The following is a 25,955-nucleotide window of genomic DNA, read 5'->3' as shown; positions in this document are numbered from 1 at the left end:
AATTGAATTATAAGGATTTAAAAAGTTAAAAGTTGTTTTTAAGAAATCTTCTCGTTGACTAGAGCATTCTTAATCCAGATGCAGCAGCCAGTTGCAACAACGCCAATACATGCCATGAATAACCAGTTGATTTGATAACCAAATCGGGTAATAATTTCAAACCCAAGTTTAGAACTAATAATATGAGCTAGACTAAAACTCATAGTGTATAGCGCCATGTATCTGCCTTCTTGTCCGCGAGGAGCACGACTTAAAGCAAAAGCATTAGAAAATGGAAAAGTAAGAACTTCACCAATAGAAATACATACCATACTTACAACCAAAATTCCTGCCCAGAAATTAATTAATAATAAAAAGAAACTACTAGCCATTACAAAAGATCCTACAATAATAATTCTGATTTTTGGAAAAGCTTTTCGTTCTAAGAATCCAACAGTTGGCATTTCGAGAGTAAAAATCAATAATCCGTTTAAAGTCATTAATAAGCCCGTTTGAAACTCACTTAGACCAAACTTTTCATTATGATATAAAGGTAGAGTAGTAAATAGCTGGAAGAAAATCATTGCTGTAATGAAGCTTACAAATAAGAAAACCCAGAAAATTTTATCATGAAAAACAGATTTTATATCTGCAGCACTTTCTTCTTTATCATCGTGGGTAACTTTTTTCTTTTCTTTTACTAATAAAGCAAAAATGGAAATGGAAACAATACAAGAAGCTCCATCAACCCAGAAAAGACCAGAATAACCCATTCCCATAATAATTAAACCTCCAAGAGCTGGTCCTGCGGCAAAACCTAAATTTACAGCAAGACGTACAAGTGTTAGTGCACGAGTACGGTTTTCTGGTTTTGCATAAGCGCCAAGAGATACAAACATAGCAGGACGAAACATATCTGCAATTGTCATAAGAACAAACATTGCAGCACAAAGTGACCAGAAAGTGGTAATAAATTGCACAAAAAAAAGAGAGACTCCACTGGTAAATAAACTGAAAATCATGATTTTATAAAAACCAATTTTGTCTGATAATTTGCCTCCAAGCCAAGAACCCAACATTGATCCTAATCCAAAAGCAACCATAATCCATCCGACTTGATTGTATGTAAAATGAAGATCTTCCTTTAAATATTTAGATAAAAAAGGAAGAACCATTGTTCCAGCGCGGTTAATAAAAGTGATGATGGCAAGGATCCAAACTTCTCTGGTGAAACCTCGAAAGTTGTTAATGTAATGAGTTAGTGCGGTTTTAAGCATTTTATGTGATAAATTATCGTCACAAAGTTAGCAAACTTTGTCTCGTTAAGTGGTTGTTGTTTTGTTACTTTTGAACTATTTTTGCAGAAAATTTCTCAGATGAAAACTATAAACGCCCTAGCTTTATTGTTGGTATTTAATTTTAGCTTTGCTCAAAAAAAGTTCAATAAAGCCGATGCTCAAAAATTCCAAAAGAAAATCAATGCAGAATATGCTGATCCTAAGACGAGTCCGTTGATGGCTGAAGATTTAAAAACTTTTAAAAGCTTAGATTTTTTTCCAATTTCTGAAACTTATTTTGTGAATGCTACTTTAGTAAAAGCAAAAGGCGGAAAAGTTTTTGAAATGAAAACTTCTGGAACGCGTACTCCTAAATATATTAAATACGGAACTTTAAACTTTAAAATAAACGGAAAAGCTTTTCAGCTTGCAGTTTATCAGAGTTTAGAACTTTTGGTTCAGGAGCAATATAAAAACCATCTTTTCTTGCCTTTTTCAGATTTAACAAGCGGGAAACAAAGTTATATTGGCGGTCGTTACATCGACTTAGAAGTTCCAAAAGGAAATACGATAGCAATCGATTTTAATCAAGCTTATAATCCGTATTGCGCTTATAATTATAAGTATTCTTGTCCGCTTGTACCACAGGAAAATGATTTAAAAATCGAAATTAAAGCAGGAGTAAAAGCTTTTCATTAAATGGAATATTTTAATTTTCATACTCATCAATTTACCAATCAATCTAATGTCTTAGAACTGGTTAATCAGTATCCAAAATATTTTGATGGTGAAATTCCATTTTATTCTATTGGAATTCATCCTTGGTATATTGACGAAAGTCGAATTGTTGAAGATTTGAAAATTATAGAAGCAAAATTACAAACTCAAAATTGCTTGGCAATTGGCGAATGTGGTTTAGACAAAAAAATTGAGGTTCCTTTTGATTTACAAGTTTCAGTTTTTGAGAAACAGTTAGAATTAGCAGAAAAATACAGAAAACCAATTGTTATTCATTGTGTTGCGGCTTATCAGGAAGTAATGGCTATCAAGAAAAAAAGGAAAGTGACAGTTCCATTGATTATTCATGGTTTCTCAAAGAATAATCAATTGGCAGAACAATTAATTGCTGCCGGTTTTTTTCTTTCATTTGGAAAGTATTTGTTAAAGAATCCAGATTTGAAATCGGTTTTTCAAAACGTTCCAAACGATCGTTTTTTCTTAGAAACGGATACTATTGAAGAATCGATTCAGCAAGTATACGAATTGGCTGCTGAGTATAAAGAGTTAAATTTAATAGAATTAGAAGAAGTTATTTCAAGTAATTATAGAAAGATATTTAAACAATAAAAAGAATAAAAAGTAAATAGTTTTGTGTTCAAAGTTTGTCACCCTGAGCATAGTCGAAGGGCATTCCAATTAGAACAGGGCTTCGACTTCGCTCAGCCTGACAACAGGGAAAAACTAGAAACATTAAACTTGAAACAAAAAATAAAAATCAACAAAAAAGAATATATGGCAGAATGGACAGAAAGAGCTGAGCTTTTGTTTACTAAAGAAGGATTAGAAAATTTACAAAAATCTAATATCTTAGTCGTTGGATTAGGAGGTGTTGGATCTTTTGCAGCAGAATTTTTAGCAAGGGCAGGTGTAGGAAATATGACAATTGTAGATGGAGACGTTGTAGATATTACTAATATCAATCGTCAATTGCCAGCTTTGCATTCAACAGTTGGTCAGCCAAAAATTAAAATTGTAGGTGATCGTTTAATGGATATTAATCCAGAATTAAATCTAACTCGTGTTCAAGAATTTCTTTCTCCAGAACGCGCTTTTGAGATTGTTTCTCCAGAATTTGATTATGTTTTGGACTGTATTGACAGCATTACTCCAAAATTAAATCTAATTATTGCTGCAAAGCGCAAAAGAGTAAAAATCATTAGCAGCATGGGGGCTGGCGGAAAAATGTTGGCTTCTAAAGTAAAAGTAGCTGATATTTCAAAAACTATAAATTGCTATTTTTCTAAAACAATCCGTAAGCGTTTAAAAGAAGTGAAAATTAATAAACTTAAAGTAGTTTTCTCTTCTGAAATTCAAGACGATAAGAGCTTAAAACTAACAGACGGGAAAAACTTCAAAAAATCATTCTACGGAACAAACAGCTATATGCCTGGATTATTTGGTTTGCACGCTGCAGAAACAGTGATTAGATATTTGCTTAAAAAATAAGGTTCTAAGATGCTAAGATTCTAAGGTGCTAAGTTTTTTGTGGCTGGTAGAGTGAATCTTAATTTTTTAGATCTTATAAATAGAACTTAAAGCAAGCTTTGTCAAGGTTTAAAACTTTGACAAAGTCAAATACAAAAAAGAGAAACCTTAGAATCTTAGTATCTCAGAATCTCAGAAACTTAAAAAAAATGATTAAAACAGTAATTTTTGATATGGATGGCGTAATTGTTGATACAGAGCCTGTTCATCGTTATGCCTATTATTTACAATTTTCAGAATTGAATATCGAAGTTCCTGAAGAAATGTATACCACATTTACAGGATTTTCTACTAGAAACACATTTCAAACTTTAAAAAGTTATTTTCCAAGTGTAGAGCAGGAGGTGGAAGATTTAATTCAGAGAAAAAGAACCATTTTTAATGATGCTTTTGATACTAAGGAAGATTTGCATCTTTTGGATGGTGTTGAAGATCTAATTAAAGATTTGTATAACAATGGTATACAGTTGATTTTAGCTTCTTCGGCTTCAAAAGTAACAATTGATCGTGTTTTTACAAGATTCAATTTACATCAGTACTTTACACATATTGTAAGTGGAGAAGATTTTCCTCAGTCAAAACCAAATCCAGCAATCTTTATTCATGCAGCTTCACTTTCTGTTGCGCCAAAAGAAGAATGTATCATTATTGAAGACAGTACCAATGGTATAAAAGCGGCAAAAGGCGCGGGAATTTACTGTATAGGATATAACAGCGAGCATTCGCATCTTCAAGATTTGTCTGAAGCTGATTTAGTTATCGAACATTTTAATGAACTAAATGCTGAAAAAATATCACAGCTAAAGGGTTGAATTATAGAAAATTTAACATTTGTTCCCTGATTGAATTTGTAAATTTGAATAAAAATAAAACTTAAAATAATGAAGAAACTACTTATTGCTTTAGCCCTGATCTTAGCACCATTAGCATCAGAAGCACAAGTAAAAACGCCACAGGCAAGTCCAAAAGGATATATTAAACAAACTGTTGGTTTAACCGATGTTGAAGTTACCTATTCAAGACCTGGAGCAAGAGGAAGAGCTGTGTTCGGAAATCTAGTTCCTTTTGGAAAATTATGGAGAACTGGAGCTAACGAAAATACAATCATCAACTTTAGCGATGATGTAATAATCGACGGAAAAACTCTAAAGAAAGGGAAATATGCAATTTACACAGTTCCAAGAATCGAAAGCTGGGATATCATTTTTTACCTTTCTACAGACAACTGGGGATTACCAGAAAACTGGAGCGATGCTTATGTAGCTTTAAAAACTACTGTAAAAGAAGATGCACTTCCAACTCCTGTTGAAACTTTTACAATTGGCATTAACGGTTTAGATCCTAATTTTGGATATTTGGATATTTCTTGGGAAAACTCTCATGTAGCTTTAAAATTTGAAGTTCCAACAGCTAAAATTGCTGTAGCTAGTATTGATAAAGCTTTAGCTGGTCCAACGTGGAATGATTATTTCAATGCTTCTCAATATTTATTTCAATCAAACGGAAATATTGAAACGGCTAGAACTTATGTAGATAAAGCTCTTGATATGAGTTCAGATAAACCATATTATGTTTCAAGATTAAAATCGTTGATTCAAGCAAAACAAGGCGACAAAAAAGGAGCAATTGAAACTGCAAAAGCTTCTTTAGCATCTGCAGAAGCTGCAAACAACGCTGATTATGTGAAATTGAACAAAGATAGTATCGCTGAATGGAGCAGATAAGACTTTAAGTCTCATTTTATAAAATTTAAAAAATTCCAAAGCTTTCGGGTTTTGGATTTTTTTTTTGTTTTTTACCGCAAAGAGCGCAAGGTTTTTCGATTTGCTGTTCTTTAACGCAAAGTTCGCAAAGCTATAGTAAATAAACTTTACGTAATCCTTTGCGTTCTTTGCGGTAAAATAATTTTAATTTAAACTAGGTGGTTCAGGAATTTTTACTGTTTTTTTAATTTTCTTTATTAAAAGATAAAAAGTAATTCCTCCAAGTATGATTAACAAAGCGATCTGAAGCTGGCCAAGTATATTATTTCTATTGTACATCGCATTTGCAGCTGCAAGTTTTGCTTTTCCTTCTTCAATCTGAATTTGCGATAGAGATTCAAGTGTTTTTAAAGCCTCGGCACTAGAGTTGGCTATTTTATCCCAATTTTTGCTTTCTACCTGCTTGTTTATTTCTTTACAGGAAAGTAAAAAAGCATCAAAATATTGTTTTTCTTTATTGGTCAAAACCGTTTTAGCGTACAGATCATCAATTGTGTGAATAATGTTTAGCGTATGAATGATTTCATCTTTTTTAATATTATCACTTAGGTTCAATTTTTCGGCTTCAGCTTTTATAAAATGAAGTTCTTTAGAATATTGAAAAATGTAATGCGCTACTACCAATCGGTCCTTATAAATCGCATTAATATTATCGTTTACGTTTTTGGAATTTAGTAAAGTATTAAAATTTCCAAGTAAAATAATCAGCATTACGATTAATAGAATAAAAGCAGCTTTGGTTTTGTTGCTGTATTTTTTTGAATCTCTCATAATGACGATTTTTAGGAGTTAAAATAGCATTCTTGCGATAGACTAAAATAGTGTTTTTTTACTTAAAATAATGGAAAATCCGATCGCAATCTAAGTTTTCAGGATGCTGTTCACTGCATCTTTTGCTTTTCCTACAGTTATCTGATGTTGCTTTTATCGAGGCTAGGTTATGACGTTTTTTATTTGACGAAAAGAAATCTATTTTTAAAACTTATAGAATTTAATTTGTTTTCCATTTGCTTCAAAAATTAGCTCGTTTTTAAGCTGAAAATCAAACTTGTTTCCTTCCCATATATTTTCAAACTTATTTTTTGATGTTGGTTCAAGAAGAAAAAGTGACTGATTATTGAAATTTGCGTATAATCTTTTATTATTGAGTGAAATAGTAATAGCTTCCTGATTTTCGTGGCTTTTGTAAATGCCAGTTATCATTTCTAAATCTTCCTTAACGGGTTCGTAAGCTTCAAAGTTGATTGCATAAGGTTTGTTGAAGTAGTTGCTTAATGCAGCAATTAAAATCTTTTTCTTATCATATATTGCACCATTTGTAACTATAGCAATAGCTAATTTTTCATTTGGAAAATAGGATAGGAGCGAACTAAAACTATCTATTTGGCCACGATGAACAAAACCATTTTTGTTATAAAAAGGAAGTGCGAAAATTCCCATTCCATATTTGTCTTGAATCTGAGTCATCATTTTTAAACTCTGAAAACTAATAATTTTTCCTTGAAAAAGTTTTTCAATAAAAAAAGTCAAATCTGATGGAGTTGAAACAATTGCGCCTGCTCCTAAAGGAACTGACATATCTCCCTCAGAATCTTTTTCCCATTTATCAGAGAAATAGTAAGAGTAACACTCATTATTCTGAATACTAATTTTGCCACCAAAGTAGGTGTTTTTTAGTTTTAAAGGTTGTATTATTTGTTCTTGTAATAGTTCTGAATACGTTTTTTTATACGTTTTTTCGAGAATTAAAGTCAGCAGATAATAATTAGAATTGCTATAATCTGCTTTAGAATCAGGTTCAAAATCACTTGGAAATTTACTTATAATAGAGACCATTTCTTCTTGTGACTTTGCTTCGGTGTATCCATTAGCAAATTCATCGGCTGCTAAAAGTTCATGAATTCCACTTCTGTGATTTAGTAAATTGCCGATGGTAATTTTTTGCGAATTTACAATTGTTGGAAAAAACGAATTGATAGTCTGGTCAAGACTGATTTTTTTTAATTCAACAGCTTTTAATACCAAAGCTGAAGTGAAAATTTTGGTTGTAGAACCAATACGAAATTTAGTATTCGCAGATAAAGATATGTTGTTAGCTATGTCTGCCTTTCCAATAGAATTGAAATAAATCTGATTTCCATTTTTAGAAATGGAAATGCTTCCCATAAAAAGGTTTTTATCGTTTAAAGCTTTGAATAGGCTGTCAAGTTTTGCATTATTAAGTTTTTGCGATTGAACATAGGATACTGTAATTGCAAAAGCAAAAACAAGACAAAATTTAATTTTCATTTTTCTCTATCAATTTAGAATTGAAAGATAGATTATTTTAATATTCGATAGTGTTATTTATTTCTTCTTTTTTAAAAAATAAAAACTGAATTAAAAGCGCCAATACAATCGTTAAAATAGCTCCAATAAAATTTAGCCATAAATAACCCAGTTTTTCTTGTCTGTAAATCATAAAATAATAGATTACAAAAATGGTAAGCTGACTTATAATCGCACTGATAAACATTGATTTTGCTTGAACTCGTTTAGTATAAAAAGCTACAAGAAATATTCCTAAAACGGTTCCGTAAAATATTGAACCAATAATATTTACAAGCTGAATTAAATTTTCAAACAATGTTCCAACACAGGCAAAAAGTATTGCTACAACTCCCCAAAAAAGCGTGAAAAACTTAGTAACGTTCAAATAGTGTTTCTCTGATTTTTCTTCTTTCTGATTTCGTTTATAAATATCAATCGCTGTTGTAGAAGCCAAAGCCGTCAATCCAGAAGCTGTAGAAGACATTGCCGCTGAAAGAATAACGGCCAGCAACAATCCGATTAGGCCTTTTGGTAGATAGTGCAGAATAAAGTGAAAAAATACATAATCTTTATCATTTGTTTCTGAATTGCTATCGGCTCTTGAGATTATTTCTTTGGCTTTATCGCGAAGATCTTTTTCTTTGTTTGATAAAGCAACCAATTCTTTACGCAAAATAGGATTATCGTAATCTTGATTTAACTGATCGATATATAATAAATTTATAACTTTTTTATCTTCAGAAAGCTTAACTAGCTTTTCTTCCAAAACATGATATTCTTGCTTGTAAGCAGACTTCTCAATAGCTATTTTATTATTTGGATTAAAATTTAATGGAACTGGGTTGAATTGGAAAAATACAAAAACCATAACTCCCGTTAAGAGAATGAAGAACTGCATTGGAACTTTTAGAAGTCCGTTCATAATTAATCCCATTTGGCTTTCGCGAACTGATTTTCCAGATAAATAACGTCCAACTTGCGATTGGTCTGTACCAAAATAGGCGAGAGCTAGAAAGAAACCTCCTGTAATACCGCTCCAAAAAGTATATTTTTCTTCAGGGTCAAAAGAGAAATCAACGATATTCATTTTGTCATTGGCACCGGCAATATGCATTGCACTATTAAAAGTCATATCGTTTGGCAAGTAATGCAGAATCAAGAAAAATGTGATAAACATTCCAGACATGATTACAAACATCTGCTGTTTTTGCGTAACGTTTACTGCTTTTGTTCCTCCAGAAAAAGTATAAATAATTACCAACACCCCAATAATGATATTCATTACAGTCAAATTCCAACCTAAAAGAGCCGATAAAATAATCGCCGGAGCATAAATGGTCAAACCAGTTCCTAAACCTCTTTGCACTAAAAATAAGATAGCAGCAAGAGAACGTGTTTTGACATCAAATCTTTTTTCTAGAAATTCATAAGCGGTAAAAACTTTGCTTTTATGATATAATGGAATAAAAGTCAAACAAATGACAATCATCGCAATTGGCAAACCAAAATAGAATTGCACAAAACCCATTCCGTCATGATAGGCTTGTCCAGGCGTAGATAAAAAGGTAATTGCGCTTGCCTGTGTTGCCATTACAGAAAGTCCTACAGTATACCAAGGCGTTTCATTATTTCCTAGAATGAAATCTTCTACGTTCTTACTGCCTCGGGTTTTCCAAGAGCCATATCCAACAATAAATAATAGTGTTACAATAAGTACGATCCAGTCAAATAGCTGCATAGGTTATGAGTATAATTGCATGATTAAGAAAAAAATAGCAATATAAATTGCGTTAGCCACCAAAACATAGGTGTAACTTTTTTTCCATTTTTTTGTCTTTTTAGCTTCCATATTTTATTGCTTTAAATCTTGTTTAGGAGCTTCAATTGGTTGTTTTAGAGAAATAATGTTCGATAATAATCTGTATGCTCCAGAAACCCCTTCTGGCAATTCTCTAAAGAAACTCAAACCTGTGTAAATGTAATAACCTTTTCCGTATGGCGCGACAAGCAAAGCTCCATCTTTCGCAGATTCTCCTTTGTCGTGTGACGAAATAATAGGAGTGAAGGCAGGATCATATTCGTTTGGATAGTATAAGCCTTGTTCTTGTTTCCAGCCTTGAAAATCTTTTTCAGAGATTTTATTTGGCGTATTTAAAACAGGATGATTAGGTGCCAAGAAAGTGATTTTAGCATTTTCTTCTGTTACACGATCGTTCGATAATTTAAGCGGATATGGAGAAATTTTGTCTGTTACTAATTTTCCGTTTGTGTTGTATTGAACGATCATATTTTTACCGCTTTTTACAAAATTGAAAAGTATATTTTGCTTGTTTGCCAAAGCATTTACGGTATTGTAAGCACGAATTCCGGTAATTACAGTGCTGAAAGAATCTAATTTTTCAGGTGTAATTTCTTCAGGTTTTAAGATCGAAACTTTATATCCCATTTGAGTCAAACTCTCAGGAACTTCATCTCCTGCACCCATAATGTAAGCAATAGCTTCACCAGAAATTTTTAAATCAATTCTAATACATTTTGACTCGGCTGGTTTTAAAACCATTTGTTTAGTGATGTGGCTGAATTCTATATTAGTTTGATCTTTATCAAAACGCTTATTGTCAACAATTGCGACACTTTTTGCGATAACTTCTTCTGGATTAACAGGCGGAGTCACTTCAAAATAAAAGATTTGCTCGTTACCTTTTTTGTCTAAAGTAAACGGAATTTCTTTTGGAGAAACAGACCAGCTATTTGGCAATTCTAGTTGTAGATTTCCTTTTACATTATCTTTTCCAGCGCGAACTTTCACTGGAACCATTTTACTTTTGGTGTTTCCAAAAATTAAAACTTTTTCAAGAATAGAAGTAGTCACTTCTGGAACAATATCAAGAAAGTTATACATTTCGCCTTTTACGCCATCATTGTATTTGTAGACAACTGTGCGCTCAAACGGAATTTCTATATCGTTGATTTTTACATTAAATACAACTTTTGTATCTCTTATAATATCTGGAGTGCCAATGATTTCTTGATTAGAAACGATGTACATTCCAACAGTAGCTTTTTCTTTTAACCAATAAGGCTGTGTGTATTCAATATTGTTTGGAAGCTGTAATTGCAGATTGATTTTCTGATCATCATTGTTTTTTAAAACGATATTTTGAGCTGTTGTTTGGTTGTCTGGAAGCGTAGTAACGCTAATTAATTGCATTTCTACAGCGCATCTGTTAATAGCCTCTAGGCTCAATTTAACAGTGCTTCCTGGAGTTGCTTCCTGCTCATTGGCAACAGCTTCAAGATATAAACCAGAACAAGATGCAATAATATTTTTTATAGCAGCTAACTTAATAGTTTTCCAATGTAGATCGTCTAGAGTTTGAATCATAGAATACGCTTTAACCAAATCTGGAATACTGGCTGATGGATTGCTAAAATCGTATTTTGAAATAATTGACGAAATTAAATCTCCAACTGGTTTTCCGTTTTTAATGCGATTCCAGCTTGTATCAATTCCATCAAATAAATTATCTCGTTCTTTTGGAGTTTCTCCATTAATTAGCTCTAAATATTCTGTTTCTTCACCACGAACGCCTGTACTGCCAAAGCCTTGCGATTGGTGACGGCTACGGCTTAAAGCGGCGATTTCTTGATTTGACTTTCCAATTCCAGTGTAGTAAACTCCTGTTTCAATCTTTGTAAATTTTGATTTATTGGCTGCATCAAATTTTTCCTGACTTCCGTAAAACCACCAAGAAGGATTAAAAAACTGACGTTTTACCTGCCAAGGTTTTACATATTTTAATTGTTCAGGATAAACTTTGGGATCGTTTGTTAATTTGAAACTTTCAACGCTTAACATTGCAGAAGAAGTATGATGACCGTGTGTTGTTCCTGGCGAACGATGATCAAATCTATTGATGATAATATCAGGCTGAAATTTTCTAATAGTCCAAACCACATCGGCAAGTACTTTGTCTTTATCCCAAATATCTAAAGTTTCTGAAGGATTTTTTGAAAAACCAAAATCATTTGCTCTAGAAAAAAATTGTTCTCCACCATCTATTTTGCGAGCTTCGATCAATTCTTGAGTTCTGATAACGCCAAGTAATTCGCGCAATTGTGGACCAATTAAGTTTTGTCCGCCATCTCCTCTTGTAAGAGATAAATAACCAGTTCGGGCATTCATATCATTGGCTAAATACGAAATCATTCTAGTGTTTTCGTCATCAGGATGTGCTGCAACATACAAAACAGAACCTAAAAAATTTAATTTCTTGATTTGATTGTAAATTTCAACTGAATTTAGTTTTTGTGGCTGTTGCGCAAATGAAATTTGAAAACCTATAAAAAATAGAAGAAAGATTTGAGCCTGTACTTTTCGCATATTCTGGTTAATTGTTTTTTTGAAAGTGCATCAAAAATACTAATTATTTTATGGAACAGTATTTAAATGAAATGTTAATGATTGATTATTTGATTGATATTTTAAGAAATAAAATAAAAAAAGCTGCCAGATTATTTCTGACAGCTTTTCGAAAATATATATTTGATGCCGTTTACTGCTTATTTCAATTTGTTTTCTGTATCAACGTAGTTTCCTGTAATAGTTACGCCAGTATTTTTTGTAACTTTACCATAAACTGTAATTGACGATGTGTTGCCAACGAACTCAATTTGAGCTCCACTATTCAATGTCAAATCTCCCCAGATTACAACCGAACCTTCAACCACTAATTTTGCACCAGAGTTGATAATTAATTGTGTTGGAGTAGATTGTTGGTATTTACCTTGAGATAAACTTCCTCTCATATTGAAAGTACCACCACTATTTAAAGTTAAGTTATTAAGAATCGCAATAGAACCACAATGTGTTAAAACAGCTTTAGAGTTAATAATTGCCGAATTAATAGCTGTTGCTCCTTGGTAGGATTTTATATCATTAGAATTTAAAATCAAATCTTTACCTTGATTATACAAACCGTAAGTTAAACAGCTTGCAAAAGTGGTACTTGGTTTTTCCATTTTAATAATTTTCAAACCACCTGTTCCACTTGCAACATAAATATAATCACCACTTGATTTTACATAGTTTGAAGAACCAGCAATTCCTACAGAACCTAATAAATTAAGTTGTGTTGTAGATTGGTAAACATTAAGACCTAATGCACCATTTGCAACAAAAGCATAACCATCATTAAAAGAAACTGCATTTGTTACATTATCTTCGCCCGCAGTTGTGATTCCGATAGTCTGCAATTTTGATCCACTATTGATGTCGTAGATACCAAGACCATTTGGACCTTCAGAAACAAAAAGTTTTGTTCCGTCGATATCCATTGTTCTTTTTGCTCCACTTACATCATTAGATGTTGCAAAGCTTTTCTGTAAAGCTAGAGTAGACTGATTGTAAATGTTAACACCTTTAGTTCCGCTTAAAGTAACCACCTTATCGCTTGTTAAGGCAATAGAACGCAAATCTGCCAATGCAGCTTTTCCTGCTATTACTTTTGTAGAACTGTTTATTTTATATAAACTCCCGTTATCTCCTGTTACTGCAAAATAGTTAGAAGTATTGGCTGCAACATCTGTTGTAACTCTGCTTTCTAAATAATTTGTTTTTAGTTTATCTGTTAATAATCCTGAACTAAGCTCCATGTTAAACACAATTGCCGGATTTCCCGCAAGCTGAGTATCTTTATCGACATCTTTTGCAGCTCCGATAATTAAATTTGATCCTGAGAAAGTCAGAGAAGTAATATCAGTATTTGGAATTAAAGCAGAAGTAACCAATTTAGGTTTGTAAGGATCTGAAACATCAATAACGTCAATTGCTCCAGAATAAGCATCGCCCCTCATGATGTAAGAAACATAAGCATAATTTCCGTTTACAGTAACGTGACTGGCTTGAAGTGTTCTTCCGATTGCATCAACTGGTGGTTTTACTTCGGCAATTTGAACAAGAGGGAAAGAAGTGTTGGTAGTCTCCGCAGATTTTCCTGTCAAAGCACCATTTTCGATCGAAATTACCCCAGAATTAGTTAAGTCAAGTCTTTTGTTTAAAGTAGATTGATCTGAGGTAATAGTAATGTTATTTGACGATTGTCCATCGTTTTTGTTGTCATTGTTATCGTCACAACCTATTAACAGTGACATTGCTAAAAATGAAAGCAAATAAACATTCTTTTTCATAAATTTCTTTTTTGGATTTTAAAATTCGGCGCAAATATATATCATAATTGTATTAACAAAGTGCTTTTTTTGACGAAACTTATTGCAATACAGTTATTTATGTTGAATATACAACATTTTAACAAAAGATGCAATTAAACAATTCATAAAAAAAGAGAGTATCAAAAAATTGATACTCTCTTATATTGATTGCTAATAATTTAGCATTATCTTCTTCCGTGACCTCTTCCATGATCATCATGCCCGTGATCGTCATGGTGTCTATCGTGTTTGTCATGCTTATCGTAATGTTTGTAGTCTTTACGATCGTAGTGACGACGATCATTGTAGCCGTATACTGGTCTTGGTTTGTATGGTCTTTGTGGAGCTCCATGATATCCTTTATAGTATTTCACTCTGTGACGGTCGAAATAAGTATAAGGAGTTCTACCATGATAATCTGTCAATACTACTTTATAACCTCCATACAAATCATAGTTTCTATATTGTCTTGGCAAGTAACTTGCTCTTACCCATCTTCCTCCTCCGAAATAGATAAATTGAGACGCACGAACATCGTAATAAGCTTCAATATCTGGAAGATAATAATATTCCATTTCGGTATATCCGACTGGTCCCCAAGCAGGTGGGTTTCCTATATTCACGTTTATCGATACTTGGGCTTGTGTGGCGTTTGCAACCATTAGAAATAATCCGGCGATTGCTAATTTTATCGTTTTCATCTTTTGTTAATTTTATAATGTTAATCTTGAATAGGGATATTCATATACTGTGCCAAAAAATAAAAACAGATGTATTTTGTCGGATAAAAATGCATTTCAACGAGTAACTAAAACGTTATAAGTGATTTAATTTGCTGGTTTTTAAAGTTTTATTTCATTTTTGAAATTTTTCAAAAAAACAACAAAAATTACTTGTAATTGACAACTCTTGGTTTTGCAAGTTCAAAGCTTTGAAGTCCATAATCAGTCGTTTCAAAAGTATTTGTTTTGAAGACATTATCTCCTTGTTGTGGAATACTTGGATAATAAGAAAGCGAAAGCTGGAAAGAACTGAAAACCAAATAGTCATTACTGATTAATAGTCCGATCGTTAATTTAGAATAAGGCTTGTTTTTTGTCATAGCGATTTCAGGACTTCCTAAAACCGCGATTGAATAATTAAAAAATGGATTTAAACGGAAACCTAATAAAGAATGTGGAGAATATGTCTGCGTTTGCAATGACAGAACAGCTTTGCTTGTTCCGTACAAATAACTATTAAATCCTGCCAGGCCATTCTGCCCGTTAATGTTTAACTGATCTCCAATAATATCGTCTCTATTTATTCCAATCACAACTTCCGGATTTACAAATTGTCTAATCTTCCATTTTCCTATACTATATAACTTAGTAAAATAATTGGATTCAAATAAAAACGAGGTTTGATAGGTTTTCGACTGATGAAAGAATGTTCCCGCTTCAAAATTCATGCTCAGAAATCCCAAACGGTAATAATTTCCAAAAGAAAACTGGGCTCCAACATAGGGCCTCCAAAACGTATTTTTATATTGATATCCAAAAGTGACTCCATATATTCGTCCTATTGGAACGTCTTCAGTTTGTCCATTTCTAAAAATGTAGCTGTCTTTTATAAATTTTCGCGTATTTAACCCAATTCCGCTAAGAATTAGTTTTTCAGAAGAATAAAAATGATTCGGGTCATAAATTTCCGAAGGCGTCTCACTATAATTTACATTTAGAAAACGTGCAGTCGTAATTAAATTCGTAATAGCTTTATTTTGGTCTTCGTACATTTTAAAAGCACGACCAACCCAAACATCTTGCGAAGTATATTTTTTAGGCTGATAGGCAAAAGTAGAATCGGGTGCTTGCAATGTGTCTCTCCTAAAGCTTTCGTCCACATAAAATCCTCCTGCCCATTTAGTCAAAGGAGAGTAGAAGTCTCTTTCTATATCTATACTTTTAATATAATTATTGTCTAAATCCATATTGTAATGAAGAACTGTTCCTATATAAGTATTTTTAATATTTGGGATTGTATAAGTTGCGTCGTTGGCAGTTCGGCCGTCATCAAAACGGTTGGTAAAACGATATTCTAATTGCTGTCCGCTTCCAAAGAAATCTTTTTCCTTAAAACCAATTGACATTTGATTACTAGAAATAGAAAATCTCGGAATGGTACTCCAGGAATCTAAAACGCGAATTGTTACATCTACAGAATCTGAGGCTTGTCCAACACTTTGATTGGAGATTCTAACAGCAGTTACATAGCGTTGCGCACGAATTAAACGTTCAGACTCGAGTACTTTATATGTATTGTAAGGAGTGTTTTTCTTAAAAAGCAATAAATTATAAATTGCTATTTTTTTCGTTTTTAAATGCATTCTATTACCCATTCTTTCTCCCCAATTTTTAGGCACTTGATTGGTATCAGCAACAGAATAACCAAAAGGATCTAGAGTGATAATATTGATTTTTCTAATGATTTTGCCATCGTAATTGGTTGAATCAATCGGAACGAGCAATTCTTCTTTTTTCTTCGGTTTTTTAGATCTAAAGAATAATTTATGCATTGCTTGCGTAAATTTATTTTTCTTAGAATAATTTCTAATTCTAGTGTATATTTCTGTAGTGTCTTTTTGAGTTTTTGGCTCTTTTTTAGTTTGATCTACCTGCGCATATCCGCTTTGCAAACAAAAGCACAACAAAATAAAAATCAGTATTTTTTTTTGTAAAGACATTCGGTAGTTTTCTTCTAATAGTTTAAAGTTTTATGAATATAAGTAATAAACAAATGCTATGCTAGCATAACGTTCTTTTTAATTTTCTGTTGTAATTTTTCTTTTTCTCCAGACAAATTTCCTCGGAACATGATTTCCCATAAGATATCCCCAAGCAGAAAGCGAGTCAATTCGATCAAAAATAATTTTAAGAATTGCTAATAACGGAATTGCTAAAAACATTCCCGCAATTCCGGCTGCAGCACCTCCAACAATAATTCCCATAATAGAAACAAAAGCATTTATTTCTACTTTAGTATTAATAATTAACGGAACAAGCAGATTATTATCAATAAACTGAACAATAATATTTACAATTAGAATTCCGAGAATTACTGAAATTTCTCCAGATCCTGTTAACGATGCCAGCACTGTAATAACTCCAGCAATAAAAATTCCGATATAAGGAATCAAATTTAGAATTCCTGTAATCAATCCGAGAAGAATGAAATATTTTACGTCAATAATCCATAAACCTAAACCAGTTAATATCGATACCACGATCATTTCTATAATTAAACTTACAATATAATTATTGATAGAAACTTTAATCTGAGACAAAATATCCTGCAAAACCGCATGGTTCTCTTGTTTGATTAATTTGGCAAAAAACAATTTAAAATGTTCTTTATAAATTAAAAATAGAAAGGTGTAGACGATCATAATCGTGCTATCTAAAAGAACATCACTTATTGAAATGATAAATGACCCTAATTTAGCCTGACCTGTTTTAACAGAGTCTTTTGTAACAGAATCCAAATATTTCTTTTGATCGCCAATGCTTACCTCAAAATTTTCTCTGATAAATTTATGAATTTCAAGAATAAAAGAATTTGCATTTTTCTTTATCGTCTCAAAATCATTTGCCATATAAGTCGCTTGATAGGAAATGAAGACCAATACCGCCACAATTACAGATATAAAAATAGCGAGGCAAATAATTGCGGCGAGATGCCTTGGCAATTTAAGTTTTGTGTTAAAAAAAGTAAATATCGGAAGCAGTAAAACGGCAAATAAAAACGCCATCAAAACTGGTGTAAGAATATCTTTTCCGATGCAAAAAATAAATGCAAAACAAATTAAGGAAACAAGAATAAAGGAAAGTTTTGCATAAAAGGGTAGTGTTACAGGCCGAGTCATTTTAATTTTATTTAGCTGAATTTATAAAACAAATATTACACTTTATTTGTCTTTTTACGTTCTAGCTTTTCTCGTGCCCGTTATAAAATTCCCATTAGAATTTAGTCAAAAAACTCGCGCTCTTCATGCTTTGCAGGAATAATAGAAATTCCTTTCTGAAGTAGTAAATTATTAGGGAAAATTATTTTTTCTCCTTCTTTTGTTTTTAAGCTTACATGAAAGGTATTAATGTCTTCGATTTCTGCTTCAATCGGAAAATCTTTGTCATGAATTTTAATGGTGTCTCCAATCCTAAAAGGAAAAGAGAAAAACAGAACCATTCCTGAAGTAATATTGCTCAAAATAGACCATTGCGCAAACATGGCCACACCAATTACAGTTGCAATAGAAGAAATCGTAATAAAAATATCTTCTGTCTGAACTCCCCAGATTATTATCAAAATGGTTACAAGAAGTATATTCATTAAAATATTAATATACTTAATAACCAAATTGGTACGATGTTCAAATAATTGGCTTGTAGCGGCAAAACGCCTTATTAGTTTAGCAATTACTATACGCAATACAATCAAAACTCCAATAAGAATGATTGTTGCGATTATTTCTCGGCTATACTCTTTAAAAGAAAACATAAATAAATTTTTAGACTAATGTAGTCAAAAATTCGTAAACTTTGGCTGTCGGAAGCCCCATTACATTGGTATAAGAGCCTTCTACTTTTGCAACTGCCATAAAACCAAACCATTCCTGAATTCCGTATGCACCAGCTTTATCATAAGGTTTGTAGTTTTCGATATAATATAAAATAGCTTCGTCAGACAAATCGTTGAAAGTTACTTTTGTAATATCGTGTAATAGAGTTGAAGAGTTTGCTGTTTTAAAACAAACCGAAGTAATTACGTCATGCGCTGTATTGGACATCGATTTAATCATAGCAAAAGCTTCTTCAGCGCTTTTTGGTTTGCCTAAAGCTTTATTTTGATGCCAAACAATCGTATCACTTGTTACCAAAATTTCATTTTCTTTTAATTCGCCTTCAAAAGCATTCGCCTTTAATTCGGCAAGATAATCAGTTATTTCAGCTGCTTTTAATTCTGGCGGATAAATTTCCTCGATGTCTTTTAAGCGAATTTCAAAATCAAGATCTAAATCCTTAAAAAATTGCTGTCTGCGAGGCGAACCCGAAGCTAAAATGATTTTATATTTTTTTAGTTTTTCTTTAAGCATTGTATTTGATGTTTAAGGCGATAATCAGGATTGATAAAATTCCGAAGAACAAAATAAGTTTTAAAATGGTGCTCAAGTGATGAAATTCTTTTTGAGATTTTGCACTGAAAATTTTAACGATAAAATAAAGTAATGGTGCCAAAACTGTAGCAAAAGCATAAAATACAGCAATATAAAGCTTGTTTTGCATAAGGTAAGTGTTGCAATAAAGTCCAGAGATAATAAACGCAACGATAGCAAAACCTAAAGCAATTTTTGCAGCTCTGCTTACCCCAATTGCAACAGGTAAAGTATTCATTCCCATATTATAATCGCCATTTACATCTTCGATATCTTTTACAATTTCGCGGATAAAATTAATTACAAAAGCAAATATGGCATAATCGCTTAGAATTGAGAATAGACTTGCCATTTGAGCTTGATTTTCGGCTGTTGTAGCAGGAAAAAGATCAAAAACACCAATTATTAGTACGCTTGCTGCTAAAAGCAAAGCCACAACAAAATTACCTAAAAGCATAATTTGCTTGAGACTCGTAGCATAAAAATACAGAAGTGAGGCAATTAAAATAAAAAGTGAAGCAAAAGTCGGTCTCATGATAATATTCGACAAAATAAAACCAATGGCGACTCCAGAAATATTCAAACCTATATAAATATTGTAAGCAGCAGTTTCTGTGATTCCTTTGCCAACAACAACATCATTTGGTTTGTTTATACTATCTGTTCCTACATCGAAAATGTTATTGATCACATAGCCTGCAGCAGCAAGAAGTACAGTGCTTAAAACTAACAATCCGTATTGCCAATCTGCCAATGCTAGCGGGACTTGTTGTTGTTTTAAAAAAGCATAACGAAAAAGCAACTGCATAAATGCAAGCATTAAAAGGTTTTTGTAACGAATAAGATTTAGGAATTTCATTTTTTTAGGTTCTGAGGGGCTAAGATGCTAAGTTTTTTCAATTAACAATTTATAATTAACAATTCACAATTAGATTAATCGTGTTTTCCGTTAAAGTACTCCATCCATTTTCCTTGTACTTTCATTACTTGTTCGATAACATCTCTTGCAGAACCGCGTCCGCCTTTTACGTGCGAAATATAGCGGCAGATATTTTTAATTTCTGGGCTTGCATCTTGCGGACAAGTTGGAAGTCCTACTAATTTCATTACATGAAAATCTGGAATATCGTCTCCCATATACAGTACATTTTCAGGTTTGATATTGTTTGACTCACAATAAGCCGTGAAAGTTTTTACTTTATCAGGAGTTCCTAAATGAATGTCATTTATACCCAAATTACGAAGACGAATACGAACGCCTTCATTGCTTCCTCCAGAAATAATGCAAACATGATAACCGCTTTCAATTGCAGCTTTCATTGCGTAGCCATCACGAATATTCATTGTTCTTAACATTTCGCCTTCATTGGTTACAAAAACAGAACCATCTGTAAGTACGCCGTCTACATCAAAAACAAACGTTGTGATGTCATTCATTATTTCTTTATAACTTTTTCCCATTATGCTGTATAGATTGTGTTAGGATTTTATAGATATTTTTTTTGTTTTCGTCTTGTAAAAAAGCCATGTGCGCATCAATTGTAATAGAATCATGCCGTATTGCCGGTCCGGTTTGCGCATCAATAGGATCTAATGTATTGATTTTGTCTGCTGTTTCCTGAATTAAAGGTTTTAAAACAGCAAAAGGAACTTGGTTTTCTTCACAAATTTCATGTCCTATTTGGTATAAATGATTCGTGAAATTGCTAACAAAAACGGCAGCAACATGAAGCGCTTTACGTTGTTCTGAACTAATAGAATAAACTTCAGTAGAAACGCTTTTTGCAATGGTTTCCAATAGTTTAAAATCGGCTGTATTTTCAGCTTCCAAACAAAAAGGAACAACAGAATAATCTAATGTTTTGTTCTTAGAAAATGTCTGCAACGGATAAAAAACACCACGACGATTTTTCGGATTTAATAGTTCTATTGAGGATGTTCCAGAAGTATGAACAACTAATTGATTGTTAAAAGGAAGTTCATTTGAAACTTCTGTAATCGCATTGTCAGAAACTGAAACAATATGTAAGTCAGCAGGTTCTAAAGCTTTAAAATCTGTCACAATCTTTTCAGAATCAATCAAATGGAGTACGGCTTCTTTCTTACGAGAAAAAACCTGTTTTATTTCAACAATTTTGCTGCCAGAAAAAGCTTTTATCAAATGCTGTGCGACATTGCCCGAACCTATTATTGTTATCTGAATCATGAAAGCAAAATTAGTATTATTTTTTTTAATGCTGTTGTGTATTGAGTATACATAAATGCTTTTTTGAAGTTTTTATTGTTCTCTATTTTTTGTTAGAATCCTAACACTTTCTATAAAAAAGGCATTATTTAAAAATAACATCTTTGTTTTGTAAGTTTAAACTTTATATATTATCAATTTGTTTGAAAAATAGTCTTTATTTTTGGTTTTTATTAACAAAAGCCAAAGCCTGCTAATCAACATTTTTAAGTACTTTTGTCGCACTTTTATACAATGTAATCCCTAAGAAATGGATAAAAAAATATTCTCTTTTTTGTTTTCTACACGTTTAATGGCCGTTCTTTTTTTAACATTCGCAATTGCAATGGGTGTTGGAACTTTTATCGAAAGTAAATACAATACCGATACAGCCAGAATACTAATTTACAATACTTGGTGGTTTGAAGCGATTATGGCCATCTTTATGATCAATTTCTTCGGAAATATCAAAAAATACCAATTGCATAAAAAAGAAAAATGGGCAACACTTTTGTTGCACCTTGCTTTTGTTTTTATCATTTTAGGAGCTTTTATTACTAGATATATCAGTTACGAAGGAATGATGCCAATTCGCGAAGGCGCGGCAGAAAACCAAGTTTATTCAGACAAAACCTTTTTAACCATTTTTGCAGACGGTGAATATAAAGGAGAAATGAAAAGAAGAGTTTTTGAAAAAAATCTTTTGTTATCTCCTGCTACTAACAACGATTTTACTATTTCAGGAAAATTTGATGAAACTCCTTTTGAAGTTACTTATTCAAACTATATCATGGGAGCTAAAGAAGTGGTAAAACCGGATCCAAGCGGAACTTTATATCTTAAATTAGTCGAAGCTGGAGCGGGTGGAAGAGAAGAACACTACTTGAAAGAAGGTGAAGTTCAGAATATTCATAATGTTTTATTTGCTTTAAATAAACAGACAGACGGTGCTATTAACATTAATACAACCGGAAAAGAGTACACCATCCAAACTCCATTTGAAGGTGAATTTATGCGAATGGCAGATCAATTTAAAGGAAAAGTTACAAAAGACAATGTACAGCGTTTAATGATGCGTTCTTTATATAGCATTGGAGATATTAGAATTGTATTTCCAGAGCCTCCAATGAAAGGAAAAGTAGAGTACGAATCAAATAATGATTTTAAAGCAAAATCTCATACTGACGCTTTAGTGGTTAAAGTAAAGGCTGAAGGCCAAGAAAAAGAAGTAATGGTTTTTGGTTCTAAAGGTCAGGTTGGAGAAGCTAAAACAATTAAAATTGGTAATATAGAATATTCTTTATTCTACGGAAGTAAAGCTTACATTTTACCATTTAAAGTTCGTTTGAACGATTTTATTGCTGACAAATATCCAGGAACAGAAAAAAGTTATTCTGCTTTTAAAAGTAAAGTAACTGTTCAGGACTCTACAGAAACTTTTGATGCAGATATTTTTATGAACCACGTTTTAGATTACAAAGGATTCCGTTTCTTCCAGTCTTCATTTGATCCAGACGAAAAAGGAACTGTTTTATCTGTAAATCACGATTTCTGGGGAACAAACATTACTTATTTCGGATATTTCCTTTTATACATTGGTTTAATGGCAATTATGTTTACTAAGCATTCTCGTTTTGGTGATTTGAAACGTAAACTTGAAGCTATTCAAAAGAAAAAAGAAAAATTGATTACGATTCTGATTCTGATGATTAGTTTAACTGGTTTTGCGCAGCAGAGTCCACATGTTCATTCTCATGATCACGATCACGCGCATTCTGCAGATCCAAATGATCATGCGAATCACGTAACAGCACCACCAAGCAAAAAACAGTTAGATTCGTTATTAAGTATATACAAAGCACCAGAATCTCATGCAGCAAAATTTGGACGTTTGATTATTCAGGATGCTGGAGGTAGAATGAAGCCAATTAATACGTTTTCATCTGAATTGCTTAGAAAAGTAAGTCATAGTGATACATATAACGGAATGAATTCAGATCAGGTATTCTTGTCTATGACACAATACGCACAAGTTTGGATTCAGATTCCATTAATATATATTAAATCAGGAAATGATAGTATCCGTAAGATTATCGGAATTGATTCTAAAGATCAATACGCTCCTTTTGTAAAATTCTTTGACGAACAAGGAAACTACAAATTATCTCCATATTTAGATGCAGCTTACAAAGCCGCGAATCCAAATAATTTTGAGAAAGATTTTGTTGAAACCGATAAAAAGGTAAACTTGATGGAATCGGCATTGAGTGGAAGTATTTTGAAAATCTTCCCAGTTCCAAATGATCCAAATCATAAATGGGTTTCTTATTTAGAGCGTGAAAGTGCTGGTTTTAAAGGAATGGATTCTACTTACGTAAAACAAATTCTGCCATTATACTTTAGCGCCTTAAATAACGGTTCTATTCAGAAAAACTTTGACACAGCCGATAACTTGGTTGAAAGTATTAATGGTTTCCAAAAGAAATTTGGAGCAAAAGTGAGACCAAGCGAAGATAAAATTGATGCCGAGATTGCTTACAACAAATACGATGTTTTCAAAGTATTACCATATTGGTACATTACAGCATCTATCTTGATGTTGATGTTTACGATTCTTAATATTTTTTTTGAGAAGAAATGGTTAAGATTTACCGTAAACGGTTTTCATATCATTATTGGATTATTGTTTGCGCTTCATACCGTTGGATTAATTGCGCGTTGGTATATTTCGGGTCACGCACCTTGGAGTAACGCGTACGAATCTATTGTGTATGTAGCTTGGTCTACGATGTTCTTCGGATTGGCTTTTGATAGAAAATCGAAACTTACAGTCGCTTCATCTGCATTTGTTACAGCTATGATCTTAATGGCGGCATACATGAACTGGATCGATCCAGAAATAGCAAACTTACAGCCAGTTCTTAATTCATATTGGTTAATGATTCACGTAGCAGTTATCGTAGCTAGTTATGGTCCGACTGCGTTAGGAATGATTTTAGGTTTTGTTGCTTTATTATTGATTTTCTTTACGAATGATAAAAATAAAGCTAAAATGGATTTACATATTAAAGAAGTAAGTTACATTAACGAAATGGCTCTGACTATTGGTCTTATCATGTTGACTATTGGAAACTTCTTAGGCGGACAATGGGCCAATGAAAGCTGGGGACGTTACTGGGGATGGGATCCAAAAGAAACTTGGGCTTTAATCTCGATTATGGTTTATGCGTTTGTAATTCACGCTCGTTTTGTTCCAGCTTTAAGAGGAAAATGGTTCTTTAACTTAATGAGTATGTATGCTTTTGTTTCGATCTTGTTTACGTACTATGGAGTAAATTTCCACTTAGTAGGTTTACACTCTTATGCAAGTGGTGAAGCACATTCATTAAACTGGATTTATTACTGCTTGATTACAATTTCTATAATTGGAGCGGTAACCTATCCAAAGTACCGTAAATACTATAAAACTAAAAAAGTTAAGAAATAAATAATTTACAATAATTATTAATTCATAAAAAAGGTTCAACATGATGTTGAACCTTTTTTTATATCAAATTTTAAAGTTTGCCAAAGAGGAGAAGTACAATAGCAGTTATTAGAAAAAAGCAAATTAGAAAAATAAGATGACTCAACAGCGTTAAGAAAAATGCTTTGATTTTAGACATTTTATTAAAAAACTGCATATTTGTCCAAAAGATTAAAATAATGCCAATAACATACATTACATTGTTGTACTGTGCTATATGTGAAGTATGATTTAGAAAAATCAATACTGGCATTGTTACTAATTGTACAGATATTCTTTGAGCCGCCTTAAAAGTATTGAGTACAAAAAGTTCAACAAAATTATACCCCTGTTTTCTAAAAACAAGATAAGTGCCAATAGTATAAATAGGAATTGAGCCTACTGTAACCCAAGAAAAATGCGTGGCAAACCATTCGTTTATATAATCAGAATCGATATTTGAAGTCTTTGCCGCTTCAAAAGTATTAATGTGAAAGTAATGATATAAAAGACCATAAAGCGTTGCAAGGACCACAACCAAAGATAAAGGCTTAAAATGATGAACTCTTTTTCCTTCAATAAATTCTCGGATAGAATGCCCAGGTCTGGTAAATAATTGTTTCAAAGAATACAAAATACCTTTATCAAAATGCAATAAACCATGCTGAATATCATGCCATAAAAAATGAGCATTAATTTTGTGCGTTTCTGCAGCCTGACCGCAGTTGTTGCAATAATGACCTTTAAAAATCTGATGACAATTTTTGCAAATGATTTCCATTAGAGCTCGGTATTTATTTTATAAATTATTTTTTTTGACGCCATTAGGATACATAATAGCCAATAATACTATTATCAGTAGAAAATTATATTCAACACCATTTCTTCCGGCGCCTACAACAAACCAGCCTTCTTTAAAATGCACTAAAACAATTCCCATTATGAGGACAAAAATGGTTACAAAACCAGCAAGTTTAATGTATTTATTAACCAATAAAAGAATGGCTGCAACTACATGTGACAATTTAATGCTCCAAGCAAGAAACACACCATAAGGAGCAAATCCAATTTGATTGAGAAAAAGATTTCCAAAATCATTAATGCCATTATTAAACATTCCCGAAACAGAATGGGTGAGGAGAATAATCGCCATTGCGATTCTCAAGAGTAAGTTTGCATTCATAAATTGGTTTTTGGTGAATTAAAAATAATAAAAAAACGCATATTACTCTGA

Annotated in this window: 22 protein-coding genes; 6 read left to right on the top strand and 16 right to left on the bottom strand. The window is 32.4% G+C overall.

All coding sequences use genetic code 11. The annotated features are described in order from the left end of the window. Positions 1-38: 38 nt before the first annotated feature. Complete coding sequence (locus AC1Q5Z_RS06705) at positions 39-1,256, bottom strand: MDR family MFS transporter (RefSeq protein ID WP_286968610.1); 1,218 nt, start codon at positions 1,254-1,256, stop codon at positions 39-41. A 99-nt stretch (positions 1,257-1,355) separates the two neighbouring features. On the opposite strand from AC1Q5Z_RS06705, the gene AC1Q5Z_RS06700 reads away from it, so the two are divergent. The 5 genes from AC1Q5Z_RS06700 (at position 1,356) to AC1Q5Z_RS06680 (ending at position 5,245) form a co-directional block, all read left to right on the top strand. Beyond that, positions 1,356-1,955 carry a DUF1684 domain-containing protein gene (locus tag AC1Q5Z_RS06700; protein WP_492444105.1) on the top strand — a complete coding sequence of 200 codons (600 nt, stop codon included), beginning with the start codon at positions 1,356-1,358 and terminating at the stop codon, positions 1,953-1,955. Then, positions 1,956-2,603 (top strand): TatD family hydrolase, encoded by a 648-nt coding sequence (locus tag AC1Q5Z_RS06695; protein ID WP_492444104.1) that lies wholly within the window; start codon positions 1,956-1,958, stop codon positions 2,601-2,603. Positions 2,604-2,768: 165 nt separating this feature from the next. Then, positions 2,769-3,482, top strand: coding sequence for a tRNA threonylcarbamoyladenosine dehydratase (locus tag AC1Q5Z_RS06690; RefSeq protein WP_343586939.1), 714 nt, complete (start codon positions 2,769-2,771; stop codon positions 3,480-3,482). 188 nt (positions 3,483-3,670) lie between these two features. Continuing rightward, a complete protein-coding gene (locus AC1Q5Z_RS06685) occupies positions 3,671-4,333 on the top strand; it encodes an HAD family hydrolase (RefSeq protein WP_343586916.1) in 663 nt (220 codons plus the stop codon). A gap of 69 nt (positions 4,334-4,402) precedes the next feature. Next, complete coding sequence (locus AC1Q5Z_RS06680; RefSeq protein ID WP_492444103.1) at positions 4,403-5,245, top strand: DUF2911 domain-containing protein; 843 nt, start codon at positions 4,403-4,405, stop codon at positions 5,243-5,245. 183 nt (positions 5,246-5,428) lie between these two features. Here the strand turns inward: AC1Q5Z_RS06680 and AC1Q5Z_RS06675 are convergent, their stop codons facing one another. The 13 genes from AC1Q5Z_RS06675 to AC1Q5Z_RS06615 all read right to left on the bottom strand — a co-directional run bounded on the left by AC1Q5Z_RS06675 (position 5,429) and on the right by AC1Q5Z_RS06615 (position 21,198). Continuing rightward, positions 5,429-6,055 (bottom strand): MCP four helix bundle domain-containing protein, encoded by a 627-nt coding sequence (locus AC1Q5Z_RS06675; RefSeq protein ID WP_198855572.1) that lies wholly within the window; start codon positions 6,053-6,055, stop codon positions 5,429-5,431. Positions 6,056-6,259: 204 nt separating this feature from the next. Beyond that, a complete protein-coding gene (locus AC1Q5Z_RS06670; RefSeq protein ID WP_492444102.1) occupies positions 6,260-7,573 on the bottom strand; it encodes a serine hydrolase domain-containing protein in 1,314 nt (437 codons plus the stop codon). 37 nt (positions 7,574-7,610) lie between these two features. Then, positions 7,611-9,332 (bottom strand): sodium:solute symporter family protein, encoded by a 1,722-nt coding sequence (locus AC1Q5Z_RS06665; RefSeq protein ID WP_343586908.1) that lies wholly within the window; start codon positions 9,330-9,332, stop codon positions 7,611-7,613. 114 nt (positions 9,333-9,446) lie between these two features. Further along, on the bottom strand, positions 9,447-11,978 hold the full coding sequence (locus AC1Q5Z_RS06660; RefSeq protein ID WP_492444101.1) for a PIG-L family deacetylase: 2,532 nt from the start codon (positions 11,976-11,978) through the stop codon (positions 9,447-9,449). 179 nt (positions 11,979-12,157) lie between these two features. Beyond that, on the bottom strand, positions 12,158-13,783 hold the full coding sequence (locus tag AC1Q5Z_RS06655; protein WP_492444100.1) for an LVIVD repeat-containing protein: 1,626 nt from the start codon (positions 13,781-13,783) through the stop codon (positions 12,158-12,160). A gap of 206 nt (positions 13,784-13,989) precedes the next feature. Further along, positions 13,990-14,505, bottom strand: a complete 516-nt coding sequence (locus tag AC1Q5Z_RS06650; RefSeq protein ID WP_198855578.1) for a hypothetical protein — start codon at positions 14,503-14,505, stop codon at positions 13,990-13,992. Between the two features lie 188 nt (positions 14,506-14,693). Next, the gene (locus AC1Q5Z_RS06645) at positions 14,694-16,526 is read right to left on the bottom strand and encodes a BamA/TamA family outer membrane protein (protein ID WP_198855579.1); all 1,833 of its coding nucleotides are present in this window, start codon (positions 16,524-16,526) and stop codon (positions 14,694-14,696) included. 78 nt (positions 16,527-16,604) lie between these two features. After that, positions 16,605-17,705: an AI-2E family transporter gene (locus AC1Q5Z_RS06640; RefSeq protein WP_198855580.1), complete on the bottom strand. Its 1,101-nt coding sequence runs from the start codon at positions 17,703-17,705 to the stop codon at positions 16,605-16,607. Positions 17,706-17,806: 101 nt separating this feature from the next. Further along, positions 17,807-18,337 carry a mechanosensitive ion channel domain-containing protein gene (locus AC1Q5Z_RS06635; RefSeq protein WP_198855581.1) on the bottom strand — a complete coding sequence of 177 codons (531 nt, stop codon included), beginning with the start codon at positions 18,335-18,337 and terminating at the stop codon, positions 17,807-17,809. Between the two features lie 10 nt (positions 18,338-18,347). After that, positions 18,348-18,932 carry a Maf-like protein gene (locus AC1Q5Z_RS06630; protein WP_492444099.1) on the bottom strand — a complete coding sequence of 195 codons (585 nt, stop codon included), beginning with the start codon at positions 18,930-18,932 and terminating at the stop codon, positions 18,348-18,350. Continuing rightward, on the bottom strand, positions 18,925-19,851 hold the full coding sequence (locus AC1Q5Z_RS06625) for a geranylgeranylglycerol-phosphate geranylgeranyltransferase (RefSeq protein WP_492444098.1): 927 nt from the start codon (positions 19,849-19,851) through the stop codon (positions 18,925-18,927). Before AC1Q5Z_RS06625 ends, AC1Q5Z_RS06630 begins: the two co-directional genes overlap by 8 nt. A gap of 74 nt (positions 19,852-19,925) precedes the next feature. Further along, positions 19,926-20,453 carry a KdsC family phosphatase gene (locus tag AC1Q5Z_RS06620; RefSeq protein WP_198855584.1) on the bottom strand — a complete coding sequence of 176 codons (528 nt, stop codon included), beginning with the start codon at positions 20,451-20,453 and terminating at the stop codon, positions 19,926-19,928. Beyond that, positions 20,437-21,198 carry a Rossmann-like and DUF2520 domain-containing protein gene (locus AC1Q5Z_RS06615; RefSeq protein ID WP_492444097.1) on the bottom strand — a complete coding sequence of 254 codons (762 nt, stop codon included), beginning with the start codon at positions 21,196-21,198 and terminating at the stop codon, positions 20,437-20,439. The genes AC1Q5Z_RS06620 and AC1Q5Z_RS06615 overlap by 17 nt, the downstream gene beginning before the upstream one ends. A gap of 289 nt (positions 21,199-21,487) precedes the next feature. Between AC1Q5Z_RS06615 and AC1Q5Z_RS06610 the strand changes: the two genes are divergently transcribed. Beyond that, on the top strand, positions 21,488-24,703 hold the full coding sequence (locus AC1Q5Z_RS06610) for a cytochrome c biogenesis protein (protein ID WP_492444096.1): 3,216 nt from the start codon (positions 21,488-21,490) through the stop codon (positions 24,701-24,703). Positions 24,704-24,773: 70 nt separating this feature from the next. Here AC1Q5Z_RS06610 and AC1Q5Z_RS06605 read toward each other — a convergent pair whose 3' ends face one another. After that, positions 24,774-25,502, bottom strand: a complete 729-nt coding sequence (locus AC1Q5Z_RS06605) for a DUF3667 domain-containing protein (protein ID WP_492444095.1) — start codon at positions 25,500-25,502, stop codon at positions 24,774-24,776. Between the two features lie 18 nt (positions 25,503-25,520). Beyond that, complete coding sequence (locus AC1Q5Z_RS06600; RefSeq protein ID WP_492444094.1) at positions 25,521-25,904, bottom strand: DoxX family protein; 384 nt, start codon at positions 25,902-25,904, stop codon at positions 25,521-25,523. Positions 25,905-25,955 lie beyond the last annotated feature (51 nt).

Source organism: Flavobacterium sp. GW823-FHT06G12 (genome assembly GCF_058794775.1).
Note: the sequence above shows the minus strand (reverse complement) of the source record. Positions and strands in the feature narration are given on the sequence as shown.

What these genes read in the sequence shown, in the direction of transcription:
- AC1Q5Z_RS06700 (WP_492444105.1), top strand. Translation starts at nt 1,356, where the DNA reads ATGAAAACTATAAACGCCCTAGCTTTATTGTTGGTATTTAATTTTAGC.
- AC1Q5Z_RS06605 (WP_492444095.1), bottom strand. Translation starts at nt 25,502, where the DNA reads ATGGAAATCATTTGCAAAAATTGTCATCAGATTTTTAAAGGTCATTAT.
- AC1Q5Z_RS06650 (WP_198855578.1), bottom strand. Translation starts at nt 14,505, where the DNA reads ATGAAAACGATAAAATTAGCAATCGCCGGATTATTTCTAATGGTTGCA.
- AC1Q5Z_RS06640 (WP_198855580.1), bottom strand. Translation starts at nt 17,705, where the DNA reads ATGACTCGGCCTGTAACACTACCCTTTTATGCAAAACTTTCCTTTATT.
- AC1Q5Z_RS06665 (WP_343586908.1), bottom strand. Translation starts at nt 9,332, where the DNA reads ATGCAGCTATTTGACTGGATCGTACTTATTGTAACACTATTATTTATT.
- AC1Q5Z_RS06645 (WP_198855579.1), bottom strand. Translation starts at nt 16,526, where the DNA reads ATGTCTTTACAAAAAAAAATACTGATTTTTATTTTGTTGTGCTTTTGT.
- AC1Q5Z_RS06680 (WP_492444103.1), top strand. Translation starts at nt 4,403, where the DNA reads ATGAAGAAACTACTTATTGCTTTAGCCCTGATCTTAGCACCATTAGCA.
- AC1Q5Z_RS06620 (WP_198855584.1), bottom strand. Translation starts at nt 20,453, where the DNA reads ATGGGAAAAAGTTATAAAGAAATAATGAATGACATCACAACGTTTGTT.
- AC1Q5Z_RS06705 (WP_286968610.1), bottom strand. Translation starts at nt 1,256, where the DNA reads ATGCTTAAAACCGCACTAACTCATTACATTAACAACTTTCGAGGTTTC.
- AC1Q5Z_RS06690 (WP_343586939.1), top strand. Translation starts at nt 2,769, where the DNA reads ATGGCAGAATGGACAGAAAGAGCTGAGCTTTTGTTTACTAAAGAAGGA.
- AC1Q5Z_RS06600 (WP_492444094.1), bottom strand. Translation starts at nt 25,904, where the DNA reads ATGAATGCAAACTTACTCTTGAGAATCGCAATGGCGATTATTCTCCTC.
- AC1Q5Z_RS06630 (WP_492444099.1), bottom strand. Translation starts at nt 18,932, where the DNA reads ATGCTTAAAGAAAAACTAAAAAAATATAAAATCATTTTAGCTTCGGGT.
- AC1Q5Z_RS06685 (WP_343586916.1), top strand. Translation starts at nt 3,671, where the DNA reads ATGATTAAAACAGTAATTTTTGATATGGATGGCGTAATTGTTGATACA.
- AC1Q5Z_RS06610 (WP_492444096.1), top strand. Translation starts at nt 21,488, where the DNA reads ATGGATAAAAAAATATTCTCTTTTTTGTTTTCTACACGTTTAATGGCC.
- AC1Q5Z_RS06660 (WP_492444101.1), bottom strand. Translation starts at nt 11,978, where the DNA reads ATGCGAAAAGTACAGGCTCAAATCTTTCTTCTATTTTTTATAGGTTTT.
- AC1Q5Z_RS06695 (WP_492444104.1), top strand. Translation starts at nt 1,956, where the DNA reads ATGGAATATTTTAATTTTCATACTCATCAATTTACCAATCAATCTAAT.
- AC1Q5Z_RS06615 (WP_492444097.1), bottom strand. Translation starts at nt 21,198, where the DNA reads ATGATTCAGATAACAATAATAGGTTCGGGCAATGTCGCACAGCATTTG.
- AC1Q5Z_RS06670 (WP_492444102.1), bottom strand. Translation starts at nt 7,573, where the DNA reads ATGAAAATTAAATTTTGTCTTGTTTTTGCTTTTGCAATTACAGTATCC.
- AC1Q5Z_RS06635 (WP_198855581.1), bottom strand. Translation starts at nt 18,337, where the DNA reads ATGTTTTCTTTTAAAGAGTATAGCCGAGAAATAATCGCAACAATCATT.
- AC1Q5Z_RS06625 (WP_492444098.1), bottom strand. Translation starts at nt 19,851, where the DNA reads ATGAAATTCCTAAATCTTATTCGTTACAAAAACCTTTTAATGCTTGCA.
- AC1Q5Z_RS06675 (WP_198855572.1), bottom strand. Translation starts at nt 6,055, where the DNA reads ATGAGAGATTCAAAAAAATACAGCAACAAAACCAAAGCTGCTTTTATT.
- AC1Q5Z_RS06655 (WP_492444100.1), bottom strand. Translation starts at nt 13,783, where the DNA reads ATGAAAAAGAATGTTTATTTGCTTTCATTTTTAGCAATGTCACTGTTA.